General features: G+C 72.6%; 20 protein-coding genes. 9 read left to right on the top strand and 11 right to left on the bottom strand.

The window, feature by feature from the left end:
- Window positions 1-24: 24 nt before the first annotated feature.
- The 6 genes from OMK64_RS11700 (at window position 25) to OMK64_RS11675 (ending at window position 6,105) form a co-directional block, all read left to right on the top strand.
- Entirely contained in the window at window positions 25-1,371 is a 1,347-nt protein-coding gene (locus OMK64_RS11700; RefSeq protein WP_272728557.1) for an ABC transporter substrate-binding protein, read from the top strand.
- Between the two features lie 77 nt (window positions 1,372-1,448).
- On the top strand, window positions 1,449-2,420 hold the full coding sequence (locus tag OMK64_RS11695; protein ID WP_272728556.1) for a carbohydrate ABC transporter permease: 972 nt from the start codon (window positions 1,449-1,451) through the stop codon (window positions 2,418-2,420).
- A 16-nt stretch (window positions 2,421-2,436) separates the two neighbouring features.
- Window positions 2,437-3,348 (top strand): carbohydrate ABC transporter permease, encoded by a 912-nt coding sequence (locus OMK64_RS11690; protein WP_272728555.1) that lies wholly within the window; start codon window positions 2,437-2,439, stop codon window positions 3,346-3,348.
- A gap of 3 nt (window positions 3,349-3,351) precedes the next feature.
- Entirely contained in the window at window positions 3,352-4,683 is a 1,332-nt protein-coding gene (locus tag OMK64_RS11685) for an arabinan endo-1,5-alpha-L-arabinosidase (protein WP_272728554.1), read from the top strand.
- Window positions 4,680-5,420 (top strand): YesL family protein, encoded by a 741-nt coding sequence (locus OMK64_RS11680; RefSeq protein ID WP_272728553.1) that lies wholly within the window; start codon window positions 4,680-4,682, stop codon window positions 5,418-5,420. Before OMK64_RS11685 ends, OMK64_RS11680 begins: the two co-directional genes overlap by 4 nt.
- 196 nt (window positions 5,421-5,616) lie before the next feature.
- Complete coding sequence (locus OMK64_RS11675; protein WP_308201783.1) at window positions 5,617-6,105, top strand: hemerythrin domain-containing protein; 489 nt, start codon at window positions 5,617-5,619, stop codon at window positions 6,103-6,105.
- A 148-nt stretch (window positions 6,106-6,253) separates the two neighbouring features.
- Here the strand turns inward: OMK64_RS11675 and OMK64_RS11670 are convergent, their stop codons facing one another.
- The 4 genes from OMK64_RS11670 to OMK64_RS11655 all read right to left on the bottom strand — a co-directional run bounded on the left by OMK64_RS11670 (window position 6,254) and on the right by OMK64_RS11655 (window position 9,452).
- Complete coding sequence (locus OMK64_RS11670; protein WP_272728552.1) at window positions 6,254-7,330, bottom strand: LacI family DNA-binding transcriptional regulator; 1,077 nt, start codon at window positions 7,328-7,330, stop codon at window positions 6,254-6,256.
- A gap of 254 nt (window positions 7,331-7,584) precedes the next feature.
- Window positions 7,585-7,683, bottom strand: coding sequence for a 30S ribosomal protein bS22 (locus OMK64_RS11665; RefSeq protein WP_003792170.1), 99 nt, complete (start codon window positions 7,681-7,683; stop codon window positions 7,585-7,587).
- A gap of 176 nt (window positions 7,684-7,859) precedes the next feature.
- Window positions 7,860-8,081: a helix-turn-helix domain-containing protein gene (locus tag OMK64_RS11660; protein ID WP_272728551.1), complete on the bottom strand. Its 222-nt coding sequence runs from the start codon at window positions 8,079-8,081 to the stop codon at window positions 7,860-7,862.
- A 168-nt stretch (window positions 8,082-8,249) separates the two neighbouring features.
- Window positions 8,250-9,452, bottom strand: a complete 1,203-nt coding sequence (locus OMK64_RS11655; protein WP_272728550.1) for an acetoin utilization protein AcuC — start codon at window positions 9,450-9,452, stop codon at window positions 8,250-8,252.
- Window positions 9,453-9,629: 177 nt separating this feature from the next.
- On the opposite strand from OMK64_RS11655, the gene OMK64_RS11650 reads away from it, so the two are divergent.
- Both OMK64_RS11650 and OMK64_RS11645 read left to right on the top strand, forming a co-directional pair.
- Window positions 9,630-11,006, top strand: coding sequence for a TrkH family potassium uptake protein (locus OMK64_RS11650; RefSeq protein ID WP_272728549.1), 1,377 nt, complete (start codon window positions 9,630-9,632; stop codon window positions 11,004-11,006).
- Window positions 10,999-11,709, top strand: a complete 711-nt coding sequence (locus OMK64_RS11645) for a potassium channel family protein (protein WP_272728548.1) — start codon at window positions 10,999-11,001, stop codon at window positions 11,707-11,709. Before OMK64_RS11650 ends, OMK64_RS11645 begins: the two co-directional genes overlap by 8 nt.
- A gap of 23 nt (window positions 11,710-11,732) precedes the next feature.
- Here OMK64_RS11645 and OMK64_RS11640 read toward each other — a convergent pair whose 3' ends face one another.
- From OMK64_RS11640 to OMK64_RS11615, 6 genes are all read right to left on the bottom strand, one after another.
- Window positions 11,733-13,304: a class I SAM-dependent methyltransferase gene (locus OMK64_RS11640; protein WP_272728547.1), complete on the bottom strand. Its 1,572-nt coding sequence runs from the start codon at window positions 13,302-13,304 to the stop codon at window positions 11,733-11,735.
- 24 nt (window positions 13,305-13,328) lie between these two features.
- Window positions 13,329-14,318, bottom strand: coding sequence for a fructosamine kinase family protein (locus tag OMK64_RS11635; RefSeq protein ID WP_272728546.1), 990 nt, complete (start codon window positions 14,316-14,318; stop codon window positions 13,329-13,331).
- A 135-nt stretch (window positions 14,319-14,453) separates the two neighbouring features.
- Window positions 14,454-15,482, bottom strand: a complete 1,029-nt coding sequence (yjfF, locus tag OMK64_RS11630; protein ID WP_272728545.1) for a galactofuranose ABC transporter, permease protein YjfF — start codon at window positions 15,480-15,482, stop codon at window positions 14,454-14,456.
- Window positions 15,482-16,519, bottom strand: a complete 1,038-nt coding sequence (locus OMK64_RS11625) for an ABC transporter permease (protein WP_272728544.1) — start codon at window positions 16,517-16,519, stop codon at window positions 15,482-15,484. The genes yjfF and OMK64_RS11625 overlap by 1 nt, the downstream gene beginning before the upstream one ends.
- Window positions 16,516-18,150: a sugar ABC transporter ATP-binding protein gene (locus tag OMK64_RS11620; RefSeq protein ID WP_272728543.1), complete on the bottom strand. Its 1,635-nt coding sequence runs from the start codon at window positions 18,148-18,150 to the stop codon at window positions 16,516-16,518. Before OMK64_RS11620 ends, OMK64_RS11625 begins: the two co-directional genes overlap by 4 nt.
- A gap of 105 nt (window positions 18,151-18,255) precedes the next feature.
- Window positions 18,256-19,263 carry an ABC transporter substrate-binding protein gene (locus OMK64_RS11615; protein WP_272728542.1) on the bottom strand — a complete coding sequence of 336 codons (1,008 nt, stop codon included), beginning with the start codon at window positions 19,261-19,263 and terminating at the stop codon, window positions 18,256-18,258.
- Between the two features lie 257 nt (window positions 19,264-19,520).
- Between OMK64_RS11615 and OMK64_RS11610 the strand changes: the two genes are divergently transcribed.
- Window positions 19,521-21,059, top strand: a complete 1,539-nt coding sequence (locus OMK64_RS11610) for a glycosyltransferase family 39 protein (protein WP_272728541.1) — start codon at window positions 19,521-19,523, stop codon at window positions 21,057-21,059.
- Between the two features lie 77 nt (window positions 21,060-21,136).
- Here the strand turns inward: OMK64_RS11610 and OMK64_RS11605 are convergent.
- Window positions 21,137-21,423 (bottom strand): carbohydrate-binding protein (locus OMK64_RS11605; RefSeq protein ID WP_272728540.1); only part of this gene is annotated, 287 nt, incomplete at its 5' end.

Genomic DNA, 21,423 nt, shown 5'->3' with positions numbered 1-21,423 from the left:
CACCGGGAAACGGGAGGCAGGCAGATGACCACCAGGAGGAAGCTCCTCGCCGCGGCGGCGTTCACCGTGGCCGGGACCCTCGCGCTGACGGCGTGCAGCGGGGGCGGCGACGCCGGCGGTGACAGCGGCGACAAGACCATCACGTTCATGTTCCGTGGGGGCCCGGACGAGAAGGCCGCCTACGAGGCCGCCATCGCGAAGTACACCGAGGACACCGGCACCAAGGTCAAGGTCATCGTCACCGACGCCGACCAGTACGCGACGAAGCTGCAGGCCGCCGTGGCCGGCAACAACGTGCCGGACGTCTTCTACATCGAGCAGGCCAGCCTGCAGTCCTACGTCGCCTCCGGCGTGCTCCTCGACATCACCGACCAGGTGGAGAACAGCGACGTCGACCTCTCCAACATCTGGGAGTACGGCGTCAACTCCTACCGCTTCGACGGCGAGGTCCAGGGCACCCCCGACGGTGCGATCTACGGGCTGCCGAAGGACATCGGCCCGTTCTCGTTCGGCTACAACAAGACGATGCTCGAGGCGGCGGGCATCCCGCTGCCCGACAAGGACACCCCGCTCACGTGGGACCAGTTCGTCGACATCAGCAAGCAGCTCACGGTCGACAAGAACGGCGACGGCACGCTCGACCAGTGGGGCACCGGCCTCAACGTGCAGTGGAACCTGCAGTCGATGGTGTGGAGCAACGGCGGCGACTGGACCAACGAGGACCACACCAAGGTCACCGTCGACACGCCCGAGTTCGCCGAGGCGCTGCAGAAGTTCGCGGACCTCACGAACGTCGACAAGGTCACGCCGTCGGCGTCCGACGCCGCCACGCTGGACACCTACCAGCGCTGGATGGCCGGTGAGATCGCGTTCTTCCCGGTCGGCCCGTGGGACGTCTCGGTCTACAACGACCTGGACTTCGACTACGACCTGATCCCCTGGCCGACCGTCGGTGACGCCGGCCCCGCCACGTGGATCGGCTCGCTCGGCATCGGCGTCTCCGCGACGTCGAAGCACCCCGACGACGCCGCGAAGCTCGTGACCTACCTGAGCGCGGACCCCGAGGCGCAGCAGACGCTGGTCGACGCGAACATCCAGATCCCCAACCTCATCGACGTCGCCCAGGAGTGGGCCGCCGAGGAGGGCGCCGAGCCCGCGAACCGCCAGGAGTTCCTGGACATCGCGCAGGACTACGGCCGTGCCATGCCCGCCGCGTTCACGTACGGCGCCGAGTGGTACGACGAGCTCTGGACGAACATCCAGCCCGTGCTCGACGGCAAGCAGACGGCCGCCGACTACCTGGCCGAGGTGCAGCCGAAGATGCAGACGCTCCTCGACGAGTCCATCGCGAACGCCGAGCAGGCCGGCTGACCCTGCCCCACCCGTCCCCGCCGCCCGACGCCGCTCCGCCGGGCGGCGGGGACACCCGGAACGAGAAGGAGCCTGGGATGCCGCGCACCGCGACCGTCGACACCCCGCCCGAGGCGCCCGGCACGACCGCCGCCTCCCCCGCACCCGCGACGCGCTCGAAGCGCGACATCCTGCGCCTGCACCGCACCGAGCACCGGTGGGCCGCGCTGTTCGTGGCCGCCCCCGTGATCGGCTACCTGCTGTTCACGCTGTACCCGATCGGCTTCGCGGTGTACGCGTCGCTGACGAGCTGGAACGGCCTGGGCCCGATGCGGTTCGTCGGGCTGGAGAACTACGTCGACCTGATCTCGGACGAGTACTTCCACAAGGCGCTGTTCAACACGTTCTTCTACATGATCGGCATCCCGATCGGCCTCGCGCTGTCGCTGCTGCTGGCCCTCGCGCTCAACCGGAGGATCCCCGGCCGGACCGCGTTCCGCACCATCTACTACGTGCCTGTCATCTCGTCGCTCGCGGCGATCGCGATCGTGTGGCAGTTCGCCTACAACGGCGACTTCGGCCTCGTGAACCAGGTGCTCGCGTGGTTCGGGATCCAGGGCCCGGACTGGCTGCAGAACACCGCCACCGTGAAGCCCGCGATCATCATCATGGCGATCTGGAAGGGCCTGGGGTACTCGACGCTGCTCTACCTGGCCGCGATCCAGTCGGTGCCCGCGTCGCTGCTGGAGGCCGCGGCGCTCGACGGCGCGAACGCGTTCCAGCGGTTCCGGTCGATCATCATGCCGATGGTCCGCCCCGTGACGTTCTTCCTCGTCGTCACGAACGTCATCGCGGGATCGCAGATCTTCACCGAGATCAACATCATGACCCCCACCGGCGGCCCCGAGTTCAGCTCCGCGTCCGTCGTCTGGTACATCGTCCGCAAGGCGTTCAAGTACCAGCAGATGGGCTACGCGACGGCCATGTCGATCGTGCTGGGGATCCTCGTCCTCGTCATCACCCTCGTCCAGTTCCGCCTCAACCGGCGCAACAGCTTCGCCATCGACTGAGGGCAGGAGACACGCCATGACTCAGACCACCCTGCCCCGGCTCGCCCGCCACGCCACGCCCGCGAAGCCGGAGGGTCGCACCCCGACCAGCCGCACGCGCTCGCGCCGCACGGCCGACGCGATCACGTTCGTCGTCCTCGTCCTCGGCTCGGCCGCGATGCTCGCGCCGCTCGTCTGGATGCTCTCGACGTCGCTCAAGACGAAGGCCGAGGTCTTCGCGCTGCCGCCCGTCTGGATCCCCGACGCGCCGCAGTGGGACACCTACGTCCGGATGTGGACCGAGGCGCCGATCCTGTCGGGCTTCATGAACAGCCTGATCGTCGCCGGCACGGTCACGGTCGTCGGCTCGTTCACCTCCGCGCTCGCCGCGTTCGCGCTCGCGAAGCTGCGGCTGCCGTACAAGAACGCGATCTTCATCGTCCTGCTGTCGGGCCTGATGGTGCCCTACCCGACGATCATGATCCCGCAGTTCGTCATGTTCTCCCGGCTGCACTGGGTCGACACCCTGCTGCCGCTGATCGTGCCGCTGCTGTTCGGCAACATCATCATGATCTTCTTCCTGCGGCAGTACCTCGAGTCCGTGCCGAACTCGATGATCGAGGCCGCGAAGATCGACGGCGCGTCCTACCCGCAGATCTTCCGCATCATGATCCTGCCGATGATCCGGCCGGCCATCGCCGCGCAGTTCATCCTCTGGTTCATGACGATCTGGAACGACTACCTCGCGCCGATCCTCTACCTGAACACCCCCGAGCGGCAGACGCTGCAGGTCGTCATCGCCAACCTCAACGTCGAGTTCGCGACCCAGCGCGACTACCCGCTGATCATGGCGGCGTCGTTCGTGGCGCTGCTGCCGATCCTCGTCGTCTTCCTCATCTTCCAGCGGCAGATCATCGAGTCCGTCGCGCTCACCGGCACGAAGGGCTGACCCGTGACGCTCCTGGAGCCGGGTGTGGACCCGGCGGCCCTCGACACCAGCACGTGGGGCGGGCGGCACGCGCACGACCCGACCGCGGTCCGCGACGACGACGGCACGTACTGGCTGTTCTCGACCGACGCGTACAGCGAGGGGCCGGTCCGCGCGGGCGTGCAGGTCCGGCGGTCCACGGACCTCGTGACGTGGGAGTTCCACGGCTGGGCGCTGCCCGGCGTGCCGTCCGAGGGCGCCGCCTGGACCGGCGCCGAGGGCCTGTGGGCGCCCGAGGTCGTGCGGGTCGGCGACGAGTGGCGCATGTACTGGTCGGCGTCGACGTTCGGGTCCCGGACGTCGGCGATCGGCCTGGCCGTCGCGCCGCACCCGTCCGGCCCCTGGGAGGACCGCGGTCTGGTCGTCACGTCGCGGCACGACGCCGACGGGCCCAACGCGATCGACGCGAACGTCGTCGTGGACGGCTCGCACCACTGGCTGGTGTACGGGTCGTTCTTCGGCGGGATCCACGTCCTCGAGCTCGACCCCGCGACCGGCGGGGCGCTCGACTCCCCCGGCCCCGGCCGCCCGGCGTGGGGTCCGGGCTGGCTCGTCGCACGCCGTCCGCGGTCCGTCGAGGGGGCGATCGAGGGCGCATTCGTCCTGCCCCGCCCCGGCGGAGGGTGGGCTCTCGTCGTCTCGTACGACTCGCTGTTCTCGACCTACCACGTGCGCGTCGGGGTCTCGTCGTCGGTCACCGGGCCGTACGTCGACCGCGCGGGCCGGGACCTGCGCGACCTCGACGCCGACCCCGCGACGGTCGGGACGCCGGTCCTCGCGGGTCACCGGTTCGACGGCGGCCGCACGTGGCTCGCGCCCGGGCACGCGTCGGTGCTCACCGACGGCGACGTCCAGCTGCTCGTGCACCACGTCCGCGACGGCGACGACCCGACGCGGCACGAGGTGCAGGTCCGCCGGCTCGTCTGGACCGACGACGGCTGGCCGCTCGTGTCGCCTCAGCCGTGGGCCGGTCCCGCGGAGTCGACCGACGAGTCGACGTGGCCGTCCGACACGGCCGACCTGGTCGGGACGTGGGAGGTCGTGACGTTCGAGCAGACCGCCGCGAGCGGCGTCACCGCGTCGCACGTCGTCGACGTCACGCCCTCCGAGCTCGCAGGTGTCCGGGCGCTCGGGTCCGGCCGGTTCGTCGGCACCTGGCCCCTGGCCGGACCGGCCGACGCCCCGCTCCACGTCGTCGTCTTCCCGTCGTGGGACGCCGTGCGCGACCGGTCGGCCCTGTCGTTCACCGCGACCGACGACAGCGGCCGCACGCTGTTCGGGACCCGGACGGCATGACGACCGCCGTGCCCGTCGACGACCGCGACGCCGAGGCCCGCCGCGCGCTCACCGCGCTCGCGCGGGACGGCGCCGCCCCGACGCGCGCGACCGCCGACCCCGTCGACGCCCCCGCCGGCGAGGTCGGCGGCTGGGCGGGTCGCGTCATGGGCGTCCTGCGCGTCGCGACGCACGTCGTCGGCGTCAACGCGCTCGTCCTGCTCGGCACGCTCGCCGGGCTCGTCCTCCTCGGCGCGTTCCCGGCGCTCGACGCGGGCGGCCGCCTGCTCGCCCGCCTCGCCGACGGGCGACCGTCGGACCAGCTCTGGCGCGACTTCTGGTCCGCCTACCGCGCGGGCTGGCGGCGCTCGAACCTGCTCGGCGCACCCGCCTGGCCCGTCGGCGCGCTGCTGTACGCCGACACGGCCGTCGTCCGGTTCGTCGACGGTCCGGCGGCCGCCGTGCTCGCCGCGGGGGTGCTCGCGCTCGGCGCGTGGTTCGCCGTCGCGCTGCTCACGCTCGTCGCGGTCGCGCGCCGCTACGACGAGCCCGCCCGTCGGGCCTGGCGGTTCGTCGCGTTGTTCCCGCTGCTCTCACCCGGCACGAGCGCGGCGGTCCTCGTCGTCGTCGCGGCCGTCGCGGTGTCCGTGCTCGCGCTGCCCGTGCTCGGGCCGCTCGTCGGTGTCGCGCTGCCGCTGCTGGCGGGCGGCTGGCTCGTCGACCGCCGCCTGGGCGCGCTGGACACCCGCTCCGCCTGACCGTGCCGCCGGGCGGGCGTCGCACCGCGCCCGACGCGGTCCCCGCCCAGCGGGCCCGTCCGCCGGCAGGTCCCGCGCCGGCGCGCCCCGTCCGACCTTCCGGCCGACGGGCCCACCGGGCTAGGGTCGCTCACGCGTCGCGTGCCGGTGACGGGCTGCGTCAGGCACGCCAGGCGCCCGGACGAGAGACGACGCCATCACCACACCCACCCCTGACCCGGACCGCGCCCGCGCGCTCGCCGACGAGCTCCGCGAGGTCCACCGACGCCTGCGCGCGGCGCTCGACCTCGCGCTCGACGCGGACGCCGACCCCGAGGGCCCGGACGCCGACCCGGCCCGCGACCCCCTTCTGTACTGCTGGGGCTTCTGCGCGGCGCTCGACGGCCACCACCGCAGCGAGGACGACACCCTCTTCCCTCTGCTGCTCCGGGCGCACCCGGACCTGGCGCCCGTCGTCGCCCACCTCCGCCAGGACCACCGCATGATCGACCACCTGCTCGGCTCGCTGCGGGAGGCGATCCGCTCGGGCGCCGACGCCGACGAGCGCGCGCGGCACCTCGAGGGCGTCGCCGCGATCATGGAGTCGCACTTCCGCTTCGAGGAGCGCCGCGTCCTGCCGCTGCTCGACGCGCTCGACCCGGACGGCGTCCCCGCCGCGGCGGACCTCTACGGCCCGCTGGCCTGACTTCGAGGACGCTCATGGGCGGTCCTCACGAGGAGACGCCGCGGTTCTGATGTGGGATCCCAGGTCGACGGTCGACATACGCAGATGACCGTCACTCGTGACGTCTCGAGGGTCGCGACGGGACGTCGGAGCCCTGCGGCTCGAGAGGTCAGCCGGCGGCGATCGCGCTCGCGCCGAGCGGCGGGGTCGCGGGAGCGGCGTCGCCGAGGGTCGACTCGCGGCCGACGATCGTGAAGTCGGCGATCACGCGCTCGTACGGGCGCCCGGAGTCGGGGTCGTCGATGCGCGCGAGCAGCAGGTCGACGGCGGTCCGGGCGATCTGCTCGCGTCCGGGCGAGACGGTCGACAGCGTGGGCGACGAGTACGCCGTCTCCTCGATGTCGTCCCAGCCGATGACGGCGATCTGCTCCGGCACGTCGACGCGGCGGGCGTGCAGCGCGTGCAGGGCGCCGAGCGCGAGGGCGTCGTTGAGCCCGAAGACGGCGTCGATCTCGACGCCCGAGTCGAGCAGGCGGTGCATCGCCTCGGCGCCGGTCGCGCGGTGCCACAGCCCGGCCTCGCCGACGAGCGCCGGGTCGACGTCGAGCCCGGCGTCCTCGAGCGCCTCGCGGTACCCCTGCATGCGCAGCGCTGCGGAGCCGACGGTCTCGCCCTCGTGCGCGCCGATGACGGCGATCCGGCGCCGGCCCTGGTCGAGCAGGTGCCGGACGGCGGCCTTCGCGCCGTCGACGTTGCTCATCGTCACGTGGTCGGCGGGGCCGCCGAAGATGCGCTCGCCGAGCAGGACCATCGGGTAGTCGACGTCGAGCGCGTCGACGTCCTGCGGGCCGAGCTCGAGCGGGGAGAAGATCAGCCCGTCGGTGAGGTGGCGGCGCTGGCCGGTGAGGACCTCGAGCTCGCGGTCGCGCACCGACCCCGTCTGCTCGATGAGGACGGTGAGCCCGCGGGCCTCGGCGGCGCGGATGACGGAGTCGGCGAGCTCGGCGAAGTAGGGCAGCGAGAGCTCGGGCACGGCGAGCCCGATGAGGCCGGTGCGGCCGCGACGCAGGTTCCGGGCGGTGAGGTTGACCTGGTAGCCGAGGTCGGCGATCGCGGTCTCGACCTTCTCCTTGGTCGCGGGCCGGATGTACTGGTAGCCGTTGAGGACGTTGGAGACGGTCTTGATCGACACGCCCGCCCGTGCGGCGACGTCGTGCATCGTCACCGCACCCGTGCGCCTGCTCATGCGTGCCTCCCGTGGACCCGCCGCTCCCGGACCTCGCCTCACCGATAGTGGCAGAGCGACGCGCGCTGTCACCTGCGACACCTGCGCGAGCGCAATCGTACATCGTTGTACGACACGAGGCTCCGGGCCATCGGGCACGGGGCAGCGGACGGGTGCGGGAACACGTCGGGCCCGGCACGTGCCGGGCCCGAGGATGTCCGGCCGTCAGGCCGGTGACGTCGACGCCGCCCGAGCGGGGCGACGGCGACGAGGGGTCACTTCTTGTTGCGACGCTGGTGACGCGTCTTGCGCAGCAGCTTGCGGTGCTTCTTCTTGGCCATCCGCTTGCGGCGCTTCTTGATGACGGAGCCCATGGGTCCTCAACTCGCTTCCGGGTGTGGGCCCGGCACGGGCCCTGCTGGTGGTCGATCGACGCGCGGTGCCGTCCATCGGCCAGAGGCCGCGAGCCCACGCACGGGAAAGTCCGAGTGCCTACCTTACGCGATCGACGGCCCTCGCCGCGACGCGCCGTCCGAGACCGCCCGCTGCGTCAGGACGACAGGCGACCCTCGTCCTGCTGCCCGGGCTCGACACGCGCCGTGCGGAGGTAGTGGTCGAGCGCGTCCTGCGGGACACGGAACGAACGGCCGACGCGGACCGCGGGCAGCTCACCCGAGTGCAGCAACCGATAGACGGTCATCTTGGAGACGCGCATGACGTCGGCGACCTCGACCACGGTGAGGAATCGCGTGCGGCCCGGCTGGTCGCTCATCGGCTCGGCTCTCTCGTCCTGCTCGGCCACGCGCCGGGCTCTCGCGCTTCCCCCCTCGGGTGCCGGACCACGATAGTGCCGGCTGGGACTGGTGTGAAAGAGGAGACGGATGGGACTCCCCCGTCCGGTCCCCACCCGGTCGGCCCAGCGCCGACCCGCGCTCCCGGCTCAGTCGAGGTCCGGGTCGAGTCCCCAGCACGGGAAGACGGCGGCGCGCGTCGCGCGGATCGCGCGGTCGACGTCGTCGGCGGGGTCGTACCCGCCCGACCACGGGCGCAGCCGCACCGGCCGACCGTCCGTCATGCGCTCCGGGCCGAGGCGGCCGTAGCGGTCGCGCACGAGCTCGCGCCACGACAGCGGCACGTCGGTCTCCGGCGCGACGGGCCGGTGCGCGGCGATGCCCAGCAGGTGCGCCCACGACCGCGGCACGACGTCGAGCACCGCGTACCCGCCGCCGCCGAGCGCGACCCACCGGCCGCCCGCGACCTCGTGCGCCAGGTCGTGCATCAGCTCCGCGGCCGCACGCTGACCGTCGATGGAGACCCGCAGGTGCGTGAGGGGGTCCATGAGGTGCGAGTCGCAGCCGTGCTGCGTGACGAGGACGTCGGGCCGGAACTCGCGCACGGCCGCCGGGACGACGGCGTCGATGGCGCGCAGCCAGCCCGTGTCACCCGTGCCCGCCGGCAGCGCGACGTTCGCGACCGAGCCCATCGCGTCGGCGCCACCGATCTCCCGCGCGAACCCCGTGCCCGGGAACAACCCGGCCCCCGACTCGTGGACCGAGATCGTCAGGACGCGCGGGTCGTCCCAGAACACCGTCTGCACGCCGTCGCCGTGGTGCGCGTCGACGTCGACGTACGCGACGCGCGTCGCGCCCGCCGCGAGGAGCGACCGGATCGCGACCGCCGCGTCGTTGTACACGCAGAAGCCGGACGCCGCGCCGGGCATCGCGTGGTGCAGCCCGCCCGTGACGTTGACCGCGTGCTCGGCGCGGCCCTCCCACACCGCGAGCGCCGAGTCCACGGTGCCCGTCACGACGCGCGCGGCGGCCTCGTGCATGCGCGGGAAGACGGGGTCGTCGGTCGTGCCGAGGCCGCGCACTGGGTCGCGCGCGCCGTGGTCCGACGCCGCCCTGACGGCCGTGACGTACTCCGGGTCGTGCACGGTGAGCAGGAGCGCGTCGTCCGCGGGCAGGGCGTCGACGAGGTCGACCTCGGGACCACCCAGCAGGTCCAGCTCCTCGGCCAGGCGGATCGTCAGCTCGACGCGCTCCGACGTCATCGGGTGCCCGTGGCCGAAGTCGTACGCGAGCATGTCGGCGGACCACACCACCCGGGCCTGGACGGGTGGGTGCAGCCCCCGCGACGTCATGCGGACACCGTCGCACCCGCCGCCCGTCCGTGTCGATCCGACCCGCCCGGCGCAGGTTCCGTGCGGCTCCCGCCGGGCGACACCGCGGGCGCGCGCGGGCACGTGTCGAGCGGGGCCGTCCGGCGTGCCAGCATGGGCCAGTCCGGCGGGCGCCGGTGAGCACGAGGCGGAGGTTCGATGGCGCGGGGCGGGCCGGGCATGAGGTGGCACGTGCGCGAGATCGTCGACCGCGCCGCGCGCCAGTCGCCCGCACGCCTCGCGCTCGGCGTGTTCGGGTCGGTCATCGCAGTCATCACGCTGCTGCTGCTCGCGCCGTGGGCGACGACGTCCGGCCGGCCCGCGCCGTTCGCCGACGCGCTGTTCACCGCGACGTCCGCGACGACCGTGACGGGCCTCGTGACGGTGCCGACCGGGGAGTACTGGTCGACGTGGGGGCTCGTCGTCATCCTCGTCGCGATCAAGATCGGCGGCCTGGGCGTCATGACGCTCGCGTCGCTGCTCGGCCTCGCGGTCAGCCGGCGCCTGGGCCTCACGCAGCGTCTGCTCGTGTCGTCGGAGACCAAGTTCACGCGCCTCGGCGAGGTCGGCTCGCTCGTCAACACGGTCATCATCACGTCGACCGCGTTCGAGGTCGCGATCGCGCTGGTCCTGCTCCCGCGGTTCCACATGTACAACGAGTCGTGGGGCGAGGCCGCCTGGCACGCGATCTTCTACGGGGTGTCGTCGTTCAACAACGCGGGCTTCGTGCCGACGCCGGACGGGCTGTTCCCCTACGCCTCCGACTGGTGGGTCCTGATGCCGATCATCATCGGCGTCTTCGTCGGCTCGCTCGGCTTCCCCGTCATCCTCAACATCGCCGGCAGCCTGCGTCGACCGCGCCGCTGGAACCTGCACTCCAAGCTCACGCTGACGACGAGCGTCGCGCTCGTGGTGTTCGGGTCGATCATCGTCGCGGCGTTCGAATGGACCAACCCCGACACGTTCGGCGGGCTCGACCCGAGCGCGACGTTCCTCGCGTCGCTGTTCGCGGGCGTCATGCCACGCTCGGGCGGGTTCACGACGTTCGACATCGCGGAGATGCACGAGGGCACCTGGCTCCTCATGGACGCGCTCATGTTCGTCGGCGGCGGGTCCGCGTCGACCGCGGGCGGCATCAAGGTCACGACGCTCGCGGTCATGCTGCTCGCGATCGTCGCCGAGGCGCGCGGCGACCGGGACGTCGAGGCCTACGGCCGGCGCATCCCGCGCGAGGCGCTGCAGGTCGCGATCGCCGTGTCGTTCATCTCCGCGACGTTCGTGCTCGTCGCGTCGCTGCTGCTGCTCGCCATCACGGGCGAGGCGCTCGACGTCATCCTCTTCGAGACCATCTCGGCGTTCGCCACGTGCGGCCTGTCCACGGGCATCACGATGGACCTGCCCGACGCCGGGAAGTACGTGCTCACCGTGCTCATGTTCATCGGCCGGACCGGCACGATGACGCTTGCGGCGGCGCTCGCGCTGCGCAACCGTCGTCGGGTCATCCGGCTCCCGGAAGAGAGGCCCATCATTGGCTGACACCTCGCGCGACGCCGCCCGCGACGCCGCCCGCACCGCCGGACGCGCGTCGAAGAAGGACGCGGGCGTCCTCGTCATCGGGCTCGGCCGGTTCGGGTCCGCGATCGCCGCCACGCTCGACCGGCTCGGGCAGGACGTGCTCGCGGTCGAGCGCGACCCCGACCTCGTCGTCCAGTGGGCCGGGCGCGTGCCGCTCGTGGAGGCCGACGCGACGAACCCCGAGGCGCTCGAGCAGCTCGGCGCGCGCGACTTCCCCGTCGCCGTCGTGGGCGTCGGCTCCTACATCGAGGCGTCCGTGCTCATCGCCGGGAACCTCGTCGACATGGGGATCCCGCAGATCTGGGCCAAGGCGATCTCGGCCGAGCACGCGCGCATCCTGCAGCGCATCGGCGCGCACCACGTGATCCTCCCCGAGGCCGACGCCGGGTCGCGCGTCGCGCACCTCGTCTCCGGCAAGCTGCTCGACTACATCGAGGTCGAGGACGGGTTCACCGTCGTGAAGATGCGCCCGCCGAAGGAGACGCAGGGCTTCACGCTCGCGCAGTCGAACATCCGCGAGCGCTACGGCGTCACCGTCATCGGGGTGAAGAGCCCGGGCATCGACTTCGTCTACGCGACGCCCGAGACCCGCATCTCGCAGAACGACATCATCATCGTGTCCGGCCACGCCGAGCTCCTGGAGCGCTTCGCGGCCCGGCCCTGACAGGCCCCCGGCGAGCCCGACGGTCAGCGGGGCTTGCGGGCCACCATGAGCAGGTGCGTGACCGGCCACGGGACCGGCTCGCCCGTGGCCGGGTCGCGGAGCGCGGCGCCGACCGAGAGGCGGTTCTCGACGAGCCAGTCGTTCGTCCACGGGGCCGAGCCGACGGCGACCTCGAAGCCGACGGACGTGAGCAGGTCCACCCAGTCGGCCCACGTCATGTCGCAGAACCGCGCGTGGCACTCGGACAGCCACGAGTCGACGTAGTCGCGCGTCGTGAGGAACTCCATCGCGCCGCGCAGCGGGAGCGTCACGGTCGTGGTCGCAGCCTCGGTGACCTGCCCCTTCACCGCGAGGTCGGCGCCCGACAGCGCCGGGAAGTCGTGCGCGAACTGCACGAACCGCTCGGCGGGCGTGAGGGCGTCGACGTGGTCGTGCACCTCGCCCCGCGCGAGCCCCGACAGGTCGGCGGCGACGGCGTGGTCGGGGCGCACCGGGCCGTCGAGGACCAGGTCGACGAGGCGGTCGCCGTCGTCGGGGCCGAGGACGTCGCTGTTGATCCAGACGCCGCCCGGGGCGGTGTGCCGGAAGATGCGCTCGGCGAGGAGGCGCAGGTCCGCGACGCCGTCGCCGTAGGACGAGATCTCGTGCGTGAGGGCCACCGTGATCGTGGTGCTGACCGACGACTCGGGGAAGACCGAGGACCGCAGCAGGTTGCGCTGCGCGAAGAACACGTTGGGGTTCGCGAAGACGCCCTGCGCCTTGCGGTGCTCGGCCTCGGCGACGAGGTGCCGCGAGACGTCGACGCCGTACAGGTCCGACTCGACGAGCCGCGGGTCGCGCGCTGCGCGCTCCAGCAGGCCGCCCGCGGCGCAGCCGAGGTCGACGACCGTGCCCGGCACGACGTGCGGCGCGACCTGCGCCCACTTGCGGTCCGACGCGTCGTCGAACGCCGCGGTGTACGTGCGGTAGTCGCGCGTCTCGGTGAGGTCGCCCTCCGAGCCCACGGTCGGGTCGGTGTGGATGAGCCGGATCTGCTCGGCGAGTCGGTAGCGGTCGTAGAACGCGACCGTCTGCGGGTGCGCGAGGTCCCGCCAGGCCGGGTCGCCCGCGACGAGCAGCTCCAGCACGTCCCACGGGCGCAACGGTGCGGGCGTCGTGCCGGCCTCGACGGGTGCGACGCGGAACCCGGCGGCGGCGTAGAGCGCGGCGACCTCGGGCGTCGAGCACGCGACGACCGTGTTCTCGGGCGTCGGGCGACGGCCGGTCGTGAGCTCGACCGACGCGAGCACGGTGCTCGCGAAGCGGGCCGACGGCGGCACGTCGGCGACCGGGGCGACCACCGAGGGCAGGTCCGCGGCGACGCTCACGCGCTCGACGAGCGACTCCCGGCGGTGCGCGGGCAGCGGGTTGCGGCGCGTCCCGGTGTGCGTCGCGGACGTGACCGCCCAGACGACCTCCGCGCCGGGGGCGACGTCGATCGGGCGGCCCGCGTCGTCGACCTCGCGGCCGTCGAGCAGGGAGCGCAGGTAGCCGACCTGGAACGCGGTGACGAGGTGGTGGCGTCCCGGGAAGAGGACGAGCGAGACCGGGGGCATGGTTCTCCGGGAAGGGCGTGGCGGTCAGTGCGTGCGGGTGCCGGCGGGGGACGTGGGCGCGTCGGACCGTACCGCGGCGGGGGACGGTGCTGCGGCAGGCGAGGCCGGGGCGCCGGACGGCGGGGCGACGCGGGACGGGAGGCGGCGGCGGTACGGCGCGAGCAGCGCGCGGACGCGCTCGGCGGCGCCCCAGTCGTGGTCGAACATCGCGACCAGGGCGAGCTCCTGCCGCAGGAACAGCAGCGGCATCCGGTCCTTCCAGCCCGCGTCGAGGCCGACGACCTCGGCGTACACGTCGAAGAACCGGTCGGACTCGGGCGGCCGCGGCTCGCTCCACAGCATCGCGATGTCGACCTCCGCCCACGTCATCGACACGGCGGGGTCGATGAGCGCCGGGGCGCCGTCGGGCGTCGCGATGACGTTGGACGACCAGAAGTCGCCGTGCGTGAGGCACGGTGGCGCGGGCGGGAGCAGCTCGGTGAGCCGGTCGCAGAGGTGCTCGAGCGCGCGGCGGTCCTGCTCGTCGAACGCGGCCTGCACGCGCGGCTCGGGCAGCCAGCGCAGGAGGCGCCGTCGGGCGTAGAACTCGAACCCGTCGTCGTCCCACGTGTTGTCCTGCCGCATGCGGCCGAGGAAGTTGTCGCGGTGCCAGCCGAACCGGGTACCGGTCGTCGACGTGTGCAGGTGGGCGACCGCGTGGGCCAGCCGCTCCCACAGGTCGGTCGTGTCGACGCGCGGCGCGAGCGCCTCGAGGACGAGCAGGTCGGGGGCGACGTGCAGGACGTCGGGCGTCCGCAGTCCGCCACGTTCCCGCAGGACGTGCAGGCCCTCCGCCTCGGCGTCGAACATGCCGTCCGCGCCCGCCTCGAGCGTCTTGGCGAACACCGGGGTCCCCGACCGCCGCTGCGCGAGCCCGGCGACGGCGATCATGCCGCCGTCGAGCGGCGTGACGTCGGTGACGTCGTCGAAGCCCGCGACCGCGAGGCGCTGGGCGATGAGGTCGGTGCCGGGCATGGTCGCGAGGGTAGCGACCGGCGACGACACCCCGGCACGGGTGTCTCATGCCCCCGGAGGGCCGCCGCACCGCTACCGCGGGCACGCCGGTCCGGCCCGCGGCGGAGCGCCTCGCCGCGGGCCGGACCGGGTGCGTCAGGTGCGTCGCAGCGCGAGCAGGCGCTGGAGGACGACGAAGACGAGCAGCAGCCCGCCGATGACGATCTTCGTCCACCACGACGAGAGCGTGCCCTCGAACGTGATGGCCGTCTGGATGAGGCCGAGCACGAGCACGCCCAGCACCGACCCGAGCACGAAGCCGGACCCGCCGGTGAGGAGCGTGCCGCCGATGACGACCGCCGCGATCGCGTCGAGCTCCATGCCGACGCCCGTGAGCGCGTAGCCGGACCGGGAGAAGATCGCGAACAGGAGCCCGCCGAGCCCGGCGCACGTCCCGCTGATGACGTAGACCAGCACCTTGGTCCGCGCGACGGGCAGACCCATGAGCCGCGCCGACTGCTCGCCGCCGCCGATCGCGTACACCGTGCGACCGAACCGGGTGTAGTGGAGCAGCACGAACGCGACGGCCACGACGACCAGGGCGATGAGCCCCGACGGCGTGAGGACGAACCCGTCCTCCGGCCCCCAGCGCGTGCGGGCGAGCGCGACGATCGTCGGGTCCGCGATCGGGATCGACTCGGGCGCGACGAGGTAGCAGAGCCCGCGCGCGAGGAACATCGCGGCGAGCGTCGCGATGAACGGTTGTATCTCGAACACGTGCACCATGACGCCGACCGCGAGCCCGATGAGCGTGCCCGTGAGGATCGCCGCCGGGATCGCGACGACCGCGTCCCAGCCGTTCGTGAGCATCCAGGCGGCGACGATGCTCGACAGCGCGACGACCGCGCCGACGGACAGGTCGATGCCGCCCGTGAGGATCACGAACGTCATGCCGACCGCGAGGACGACGAGGAACGAGTTGTTGATGAGCAGGTTCGCCATGACCCGCCCGGTGAGGAAGTTCTCGTAGCGCGACCCGGCGACGACGAGCATGACGACGAGCACGACGACGGTGCCGATGACCGGCAGGTACCGGTCGTCGAGACGCCACCGGCGGGCCGGTGCGGTCGTGTCGGCGGACGGCGTGCGGCCGCGCAGGCGGCGGGTGAGCTGGTCGGTGGACATCAGGCCGGCACCTCCACCGGGACGGGGGCCGTGCGACGTCGTCGGGCACGCATCCTGTGCTGCACGACCGGGGACTGCAGCAGGCAGACCGCGATGACGACGAGGGCCTTGAACAGGGACACCGCGTTGGCCGGGATGCCGAGGATGGTGATCGACAGCGTGAGCGTCGTGATGACGAGCGTCCCGACGAGCGTGCCGGTGAGCGAGAACTTGCCGCCCGCGAGCGACGTGCCGCCGATGACGACCGCGAGGATCGCGTCGAGCTCGATGAACAGCCCGATGTTGTTCGCGTCGGCCGCCATGGTGTCGGCGGACCGGATGAACCCGGCGAGGCACGCGAACAGCGCGCACACGACGTAGACGGTCCAGATGATCGTGCGGGCGCGGACGCCTGCGAGGCGGCTGGCCGACGGGTTGATGCCGACGGACTCGATGAGCACGCCGAGCGCCGTGCGGCGCGTGACCAGCGCGGTCGCCGCGAAGACGACACCCGCGATGAGCGCGGCGACCGGCAGCGACAGCCAGTACCCCGACGCGAGCGTCTTGTACGGCTGGCTCGTGACGGTCGTGATGTTGCCGCCCGTGATGAGCATCGCGATGCCGCGCCCGGCGGTCATGAGCACGAGCGTCGCGATGATCGGCTGGATGCCCACCACGGCGACCAGGAACCCGTTGAACAGCCCGATGAGCAGCGCGATCACCAGGGCGGTCCCGATCGCGGCGGCGACCGTCGCGAGCGAGCCGGGGTCGGGCGACGCGGCGATCTGCGTGAGCGCGACGGCTCCCGCGATCGCCATGACCGCGCCGACCGAGAGGTCGATGCCGCGCGTCGCGATGACGAGCGTCATGCCGAGGGCCACGAGCAGCAGGACGCTGCTGCGGCGCAGGATGTCGACAGGCCCGCCGAACAGGTGCCCGTCGCGGACGGTGATGTCGAGGAACGTCGGCGACTTGAGCGTGCTCGCGACGACCAGCACGACGAGCGCGACGATCGGCCAGAACAGGCGGTGCCGGACGACGGACTGCACGACGTTCATGCCCGGTCCCCCTTCCCGAAGAGCTGGACGTCCTGGACCTCGTCCCCCGGCGGCGAGCCGGGTGGCTCGTCCGTGGTCCCGGCGCTGGCGATGAGGTCGACGACGTCGTCCGTCGTCACGTCGTCGGTGTTGACGAGCTCGGCGACCTTGCGACGGTCGCGCAGGACCGCGATCCGGTGCGAGAGGCGCAGGACCTCCTCGAGCTCGGCGGAGATGAACACGACCGCCATGCCCTGCGACGCGAGGTCGGCGACGAGCCGCTGGATCTCGGCCTTCGCGCCGACGTCGATGCCGCGTGTCGGCTCGTCGAGCAGCAGGAGCTTGGGCTGCGTCGCGAGCCACCGGGCCAGCAGCACCTTCTGCTGGTTGCCGCCCGACAGGTTGCCCGCGAGCGCGTCCGGGTTGGCGGGCCGGATGCCGAGCGCGTCGATGTACCGGTCGACGACCTCGTCGGCCTTCTTCTTCGGCACGCGCCGCACCCAGCCGCGCTGCGCCTGGATGCCGAGGACGATGTTCTCGCGCACCGTGAGGTCGGCGATGATGCCCTCGGTCTTGCGGCTCTCCGACGAGTAGACGATCTTGCGCGCGAGCGCGGCGCGCGGCGTGCGCAGGCGCGCGGGGGTGTCCTCGACGCGCAGCTCGCCGTGATCGGCGTGGTCGGCGCCGTAGAGCAGCCGCGCGAGCTCGGTGCGGCCCGACCCGAGCAGCCCGGCCAGGCCCACGACCTCGCCCGCGTACACGTCGAGGTCGAACGGCTCGATCGAGCCCTTGCGGCCCAGGCCGATCGCCTGCAGGTAGGGGCGCGTGTCGTCGCGCGTGGCTACCACGGGCTTCGGGGCCTCCTCGAGGCGTTCCAGCACCTCGAGCGACCGGCCGATCATCTTCTGCACGAGCTCGACCCGGGGCAGGTCGGCCGTGCGGTACTCCCCGACGAGCGTGCCGTTGCGCAGGACCGTCATGCGGTCGGACAGCGCGTACACCTGCTCGAGGAAGTGCGAGACGAACAGGATCGCGACGCCGCGGTCGCGCAGCGCGCGCACCACGTCGAACAGGCGCGCGACCTCGTCGGCGTCGAGGCTCGACGTGGGCTCGTCGAGGATCAGCACGCGCGCGTCGACGACCATCGCGCGCGAGATCGCGACGAGCTGCTGCACCGCGAGGCTGTGGGACGACAGCTGCGAGCGCGGGTCGACGTCGAGGTTGAGGGTCGCGAGGTGCCGGCGCGCCTCGCGGCGGGTCGCGGGCCAGTCGACCACGCCGAACCGGCGGACCTCGTGGCCGAGCATGATGTTCTCCGCGACCGAGAGGTTCTCGCAGAGGTTGACCTCCTGGTACACGGTGCTGATGCCCGCGGCCTGGGCCTGCGCGGGACCGGTGAACGCGACGGGCGCGCCGTCGACCTCGATCGTCCCCGCGTCGACCTGGTAGACGCCGGTCAGCGCCTTGATGAGCGTGGACTTGCCGGCGCCGTTCTCGCCCATCAGGGCGTGCACCTCGCCGGGGAACAGCCGGAAGTCCACGCCGTCGAGCGCCTTGACGCCCGGGAAGCCGATGGAGATCCCCGTCATCGTGACGACGGGGCGCGGCGCGTCGAGCGTCGCGGTGCTCGTCGCCGTCTGGGTGTCGGTCATCGTCGACCTCTCTACCTGCCGGTACCTCTTCACGGTACCGGCGAGCGGCACCCGCTCCCGGGGCACGGGCAGGGCCGTGTCCCGGGAGCGGGCGGTGGACGTCGGTCAGTACTGCCGGTTCGGCAGCGCCTCCTGGGCCGCAGCCTGGTCGAACTCCTCGTCCTTGGTCACGATGCGCTTCTCGACCGTGCCGCCCGAGTCGAGCGTCTTGATGATCTCGGCCAGGTCGGGGCCGAGCAGCGGGTTGCACTCGACGATGTAGGTGATCTTGCCGTCGGCGAGCGCCTGCATGCCGTCCTTGACGCCGTCGATCGTCACGACCTTGATGTCCTGGCCCGGGACCTTGCCCGCGGCCTCGATCGCCTCGATCGCCCCGAGGCCCATGTCGTCGTTGTGCGCGTAGACGACGTCGATGTCCGGGTACGCCTGGAGGAAGCCCTCCATGACCGTCTTGCCCTCGGCGCGCGTGAAGTTGCCCGTCTGCGACGCGATGATCTCGACGTTCGGGTTGTCCGCGGTGGCCTCCTCGAACCCGGTCTTGCGGTCGATGGCCGGGGCGGAGCCGGTCGTGCCCTGGAGCTCGACGACCTTGATCGGCTCGGTCGCGAGGTTCTCGGACACGTACGTGCCGATCCGGCGGCCCTCCTCGACGAAGTCGGAGCCGATGAACGTCACGTAGAGCGACTCGTCCTCGGTGTCGACCGCGCGGTCGGTGAGGATCACGGGGATGTTCGCCGTCTTCGCCTCCTCGAGCACGGCGTCCCAGCCGGACTCGACGACGGGCGAGAAGGCGATGTAGTCGACGCCCTGCGCGATGTAGGACCGGATCGCCTGGATCTGGTTCTCCTGCTTCTGCTGGGCGTCCGAGAACTTGAGGTCGAAGCCCTCCTCCTTCGTCAGCGCGTCCTTGATGGACTGCGTGTTGGCGGTGCGCCACCCGGACTCGGCACCGACCTGCGCGAAGCCGACGGAGATGAGGTCGCCCCCACCGTCGCCGCCCGCGGTCTCGTCGCCGCCGCTGTCGCCGTCGCCGCCGGCGCAGGCCGACAGGCCGAGCACCAGGGCCGCGAGCCCGGCGGTGATCGCGCGCTTGTGGAACGTCGTGCTGGCCATGCTTCTCCTCCTCGAGAAACCCACCTCACCCCCGGTCCGGCCGACGCTGGCCGGACCGCGGTCGTGCACGCCCGGCACTGCCGGGCAGGGCGGTGTGCACCTTCGGTGCGAACCGGACCCCTCGGTCATGCGCGATGTTAGCGTTCACATCGGGCATGTGGGGCACCCCTTTTGTTGCGATCCGGTCACGCCGCGCGCGGCGGCGACCTGCGGCCGCTCCTGGTCGGCCCCCGGGACGCGTCGCTACGCTCCCGGTCGTGGCCTCCGCCGACGCCGCCCCCACCCCGGGCACGACCCAGGAGAGCGACCCGCCCGACGCCGCGGCCGCACGGACACCGCCGCCGCCCGTCGGTCGTGCGCCCGTGGCCTGGCTGCCCGTGCTCGCCGTCGCGGGCGGGCTGCTCGCGGTGCTCCTGGCCGTCGCCGGCCGGTACGGACCGCACCGCGACGAGCTGTACTTCGTCGCGGCCGGGCGACGCCTCGCGTGGGGCTACCCCGACCAGCCCGCGCTGACCCCGCTGATCGCGCGGCTCGCCGACACCGTCGCGCCCGGCTCGGTCGCGGCCCTGCACGTCGCACCCGCGATCATGGCCGCCGCCGTCGTGGTGATCGCCGCGCTCACCGCGCGCGAGCTCGGCGGCCGGACGTCCGCGCAGGTCCTCACCGCCGTCGCCGTCGGCACGGGCGTCGCGACCGCACTGCTCGGCCACATCCTGTCGACCGCCACGACCGACATGCTGTGCGGGGCGGCCGTCGTCCACCTCGTGACGGTGACCCTGCAGCGTGACCGACCGCGGCTGTGGCTCGCCGTCGGGGCGCTCGCGGGCGTCGCGCTGCACAACAAGCACCTCGTCGCCTTCCTGCTCGCCGCCCTCGTGCTCGGCATCGCCCTGACCCCCGCCGTCCGGCACCACCTACGGTCGCCGTGGGCCTGGGCGGGCGCCGGGACCGCGCTCGTGCTGTGGGTGCCCAACCTCGTCTGGCAGGCCGCGCACGGGTGGCCGCAGCTCGTGCTCGCCGAGGACATCCGCGCCGAGTACCTCACGCCGGACGAGCGGATCGGCTACGTCGTCCTCGTGCTCGTGCTGCTCAGCCCGGTCACCGCGGCCGTGTGGGTCTACGGCGTCGTGCGGCTGTTCCGCGCACCGGAGCTCGCGCGCGTCCGCGTCCTGGCATGGGCGTTCGTCGCCCTCTTCGTCGGGTACCTCGTCACGGGCGGCAAGGCGTACTACCTGCTGGGCCTGCTGCCCGCGCTCGTGGCCGCGGGGGCCTGCGGGCTCGCCGAGCACCGCACGCGTCGCCAGCTCGTCGGCGTCGGCGCGGTCGTCGCCCTGTCCGGGCTCGTCGCGTGGCCCGCGGCGCTCCCGCTGCTGCCGGAGCGGACGTTCGCCGGGTCCGTCTTCGCCGAGATCACCGAGGACCAGGTCGAGACGATCGGCTGGCCCGCGTTCGTCGCGACCGTCGAGCGGTCCGTCGTCGACTCCGGAGCGCAGGCGGTCCTGACCGCGAACTACGGCGAGGCCGGTGCGCTCGAGCTCTCCGGCATCGGCGTCCCCGTGTTCAGCGGGCACAACGGCTACGGCGACTGGGGACCGCCCGCCGAGGGCACCGGCCCGGTGGTCGTCGTCGGCTACCGGGTCACGCCCGACTGGTTGCGGGGTTGCCGCGAGGTCGCCCGGATCGACGCGGGCGTCGACGTCGACAACGAGGAGCAGGGGCAGGTCGTCCGGGTGTGCGACGGGCCCGTCGGCTCATGGGCCGACGTGTGGGACCAGGTCCGTCACCTCGACGCCTGACCCCGCGCCGATGTCGGCCGATTGCGCGTCAGGCGCAAGTTCTTGCGGAAGTTCATGAACTCTTGTCTGGCGTTCTGTCAGGTCCCTACGGTGTGTCCACCCGGCCCGCGTCCCGCGGCGCCGTCCCGGCTGCGCAAGGAGGCGCTCCCGTGCGGACCCCGCTCACCCTCACCCCCGCGCGCGCACGACGACGGCCGCCTCGCGCGGCCGTGCTCGTCGTCGTCGCCCTGACCCTCACCGGCGTCCGGGTCGTTCGTGAACGGGTACTGGTTGTAGAGCCACGAGTACTCCGACGTCAGCGTGATCGTCCGCGCGCGGTCGTTGCCGACCGTGACGTCGAGCGGCGACGTGATGCCGCCCCCGG

It is taken from the genome of Cellulomonas fimi, from assembly GCF_028527925.1.
Classification (GTDB): domain Bacteria; phylum Actinomycetota; class Actinomycetes; order Actinomycetales; family Cellulomonadaceae; genus Cellulomonas; species Cellulomonas fimi_C.
This window is presented reverse-complemented; position numbering and strand designations above follow the sequence as displayed.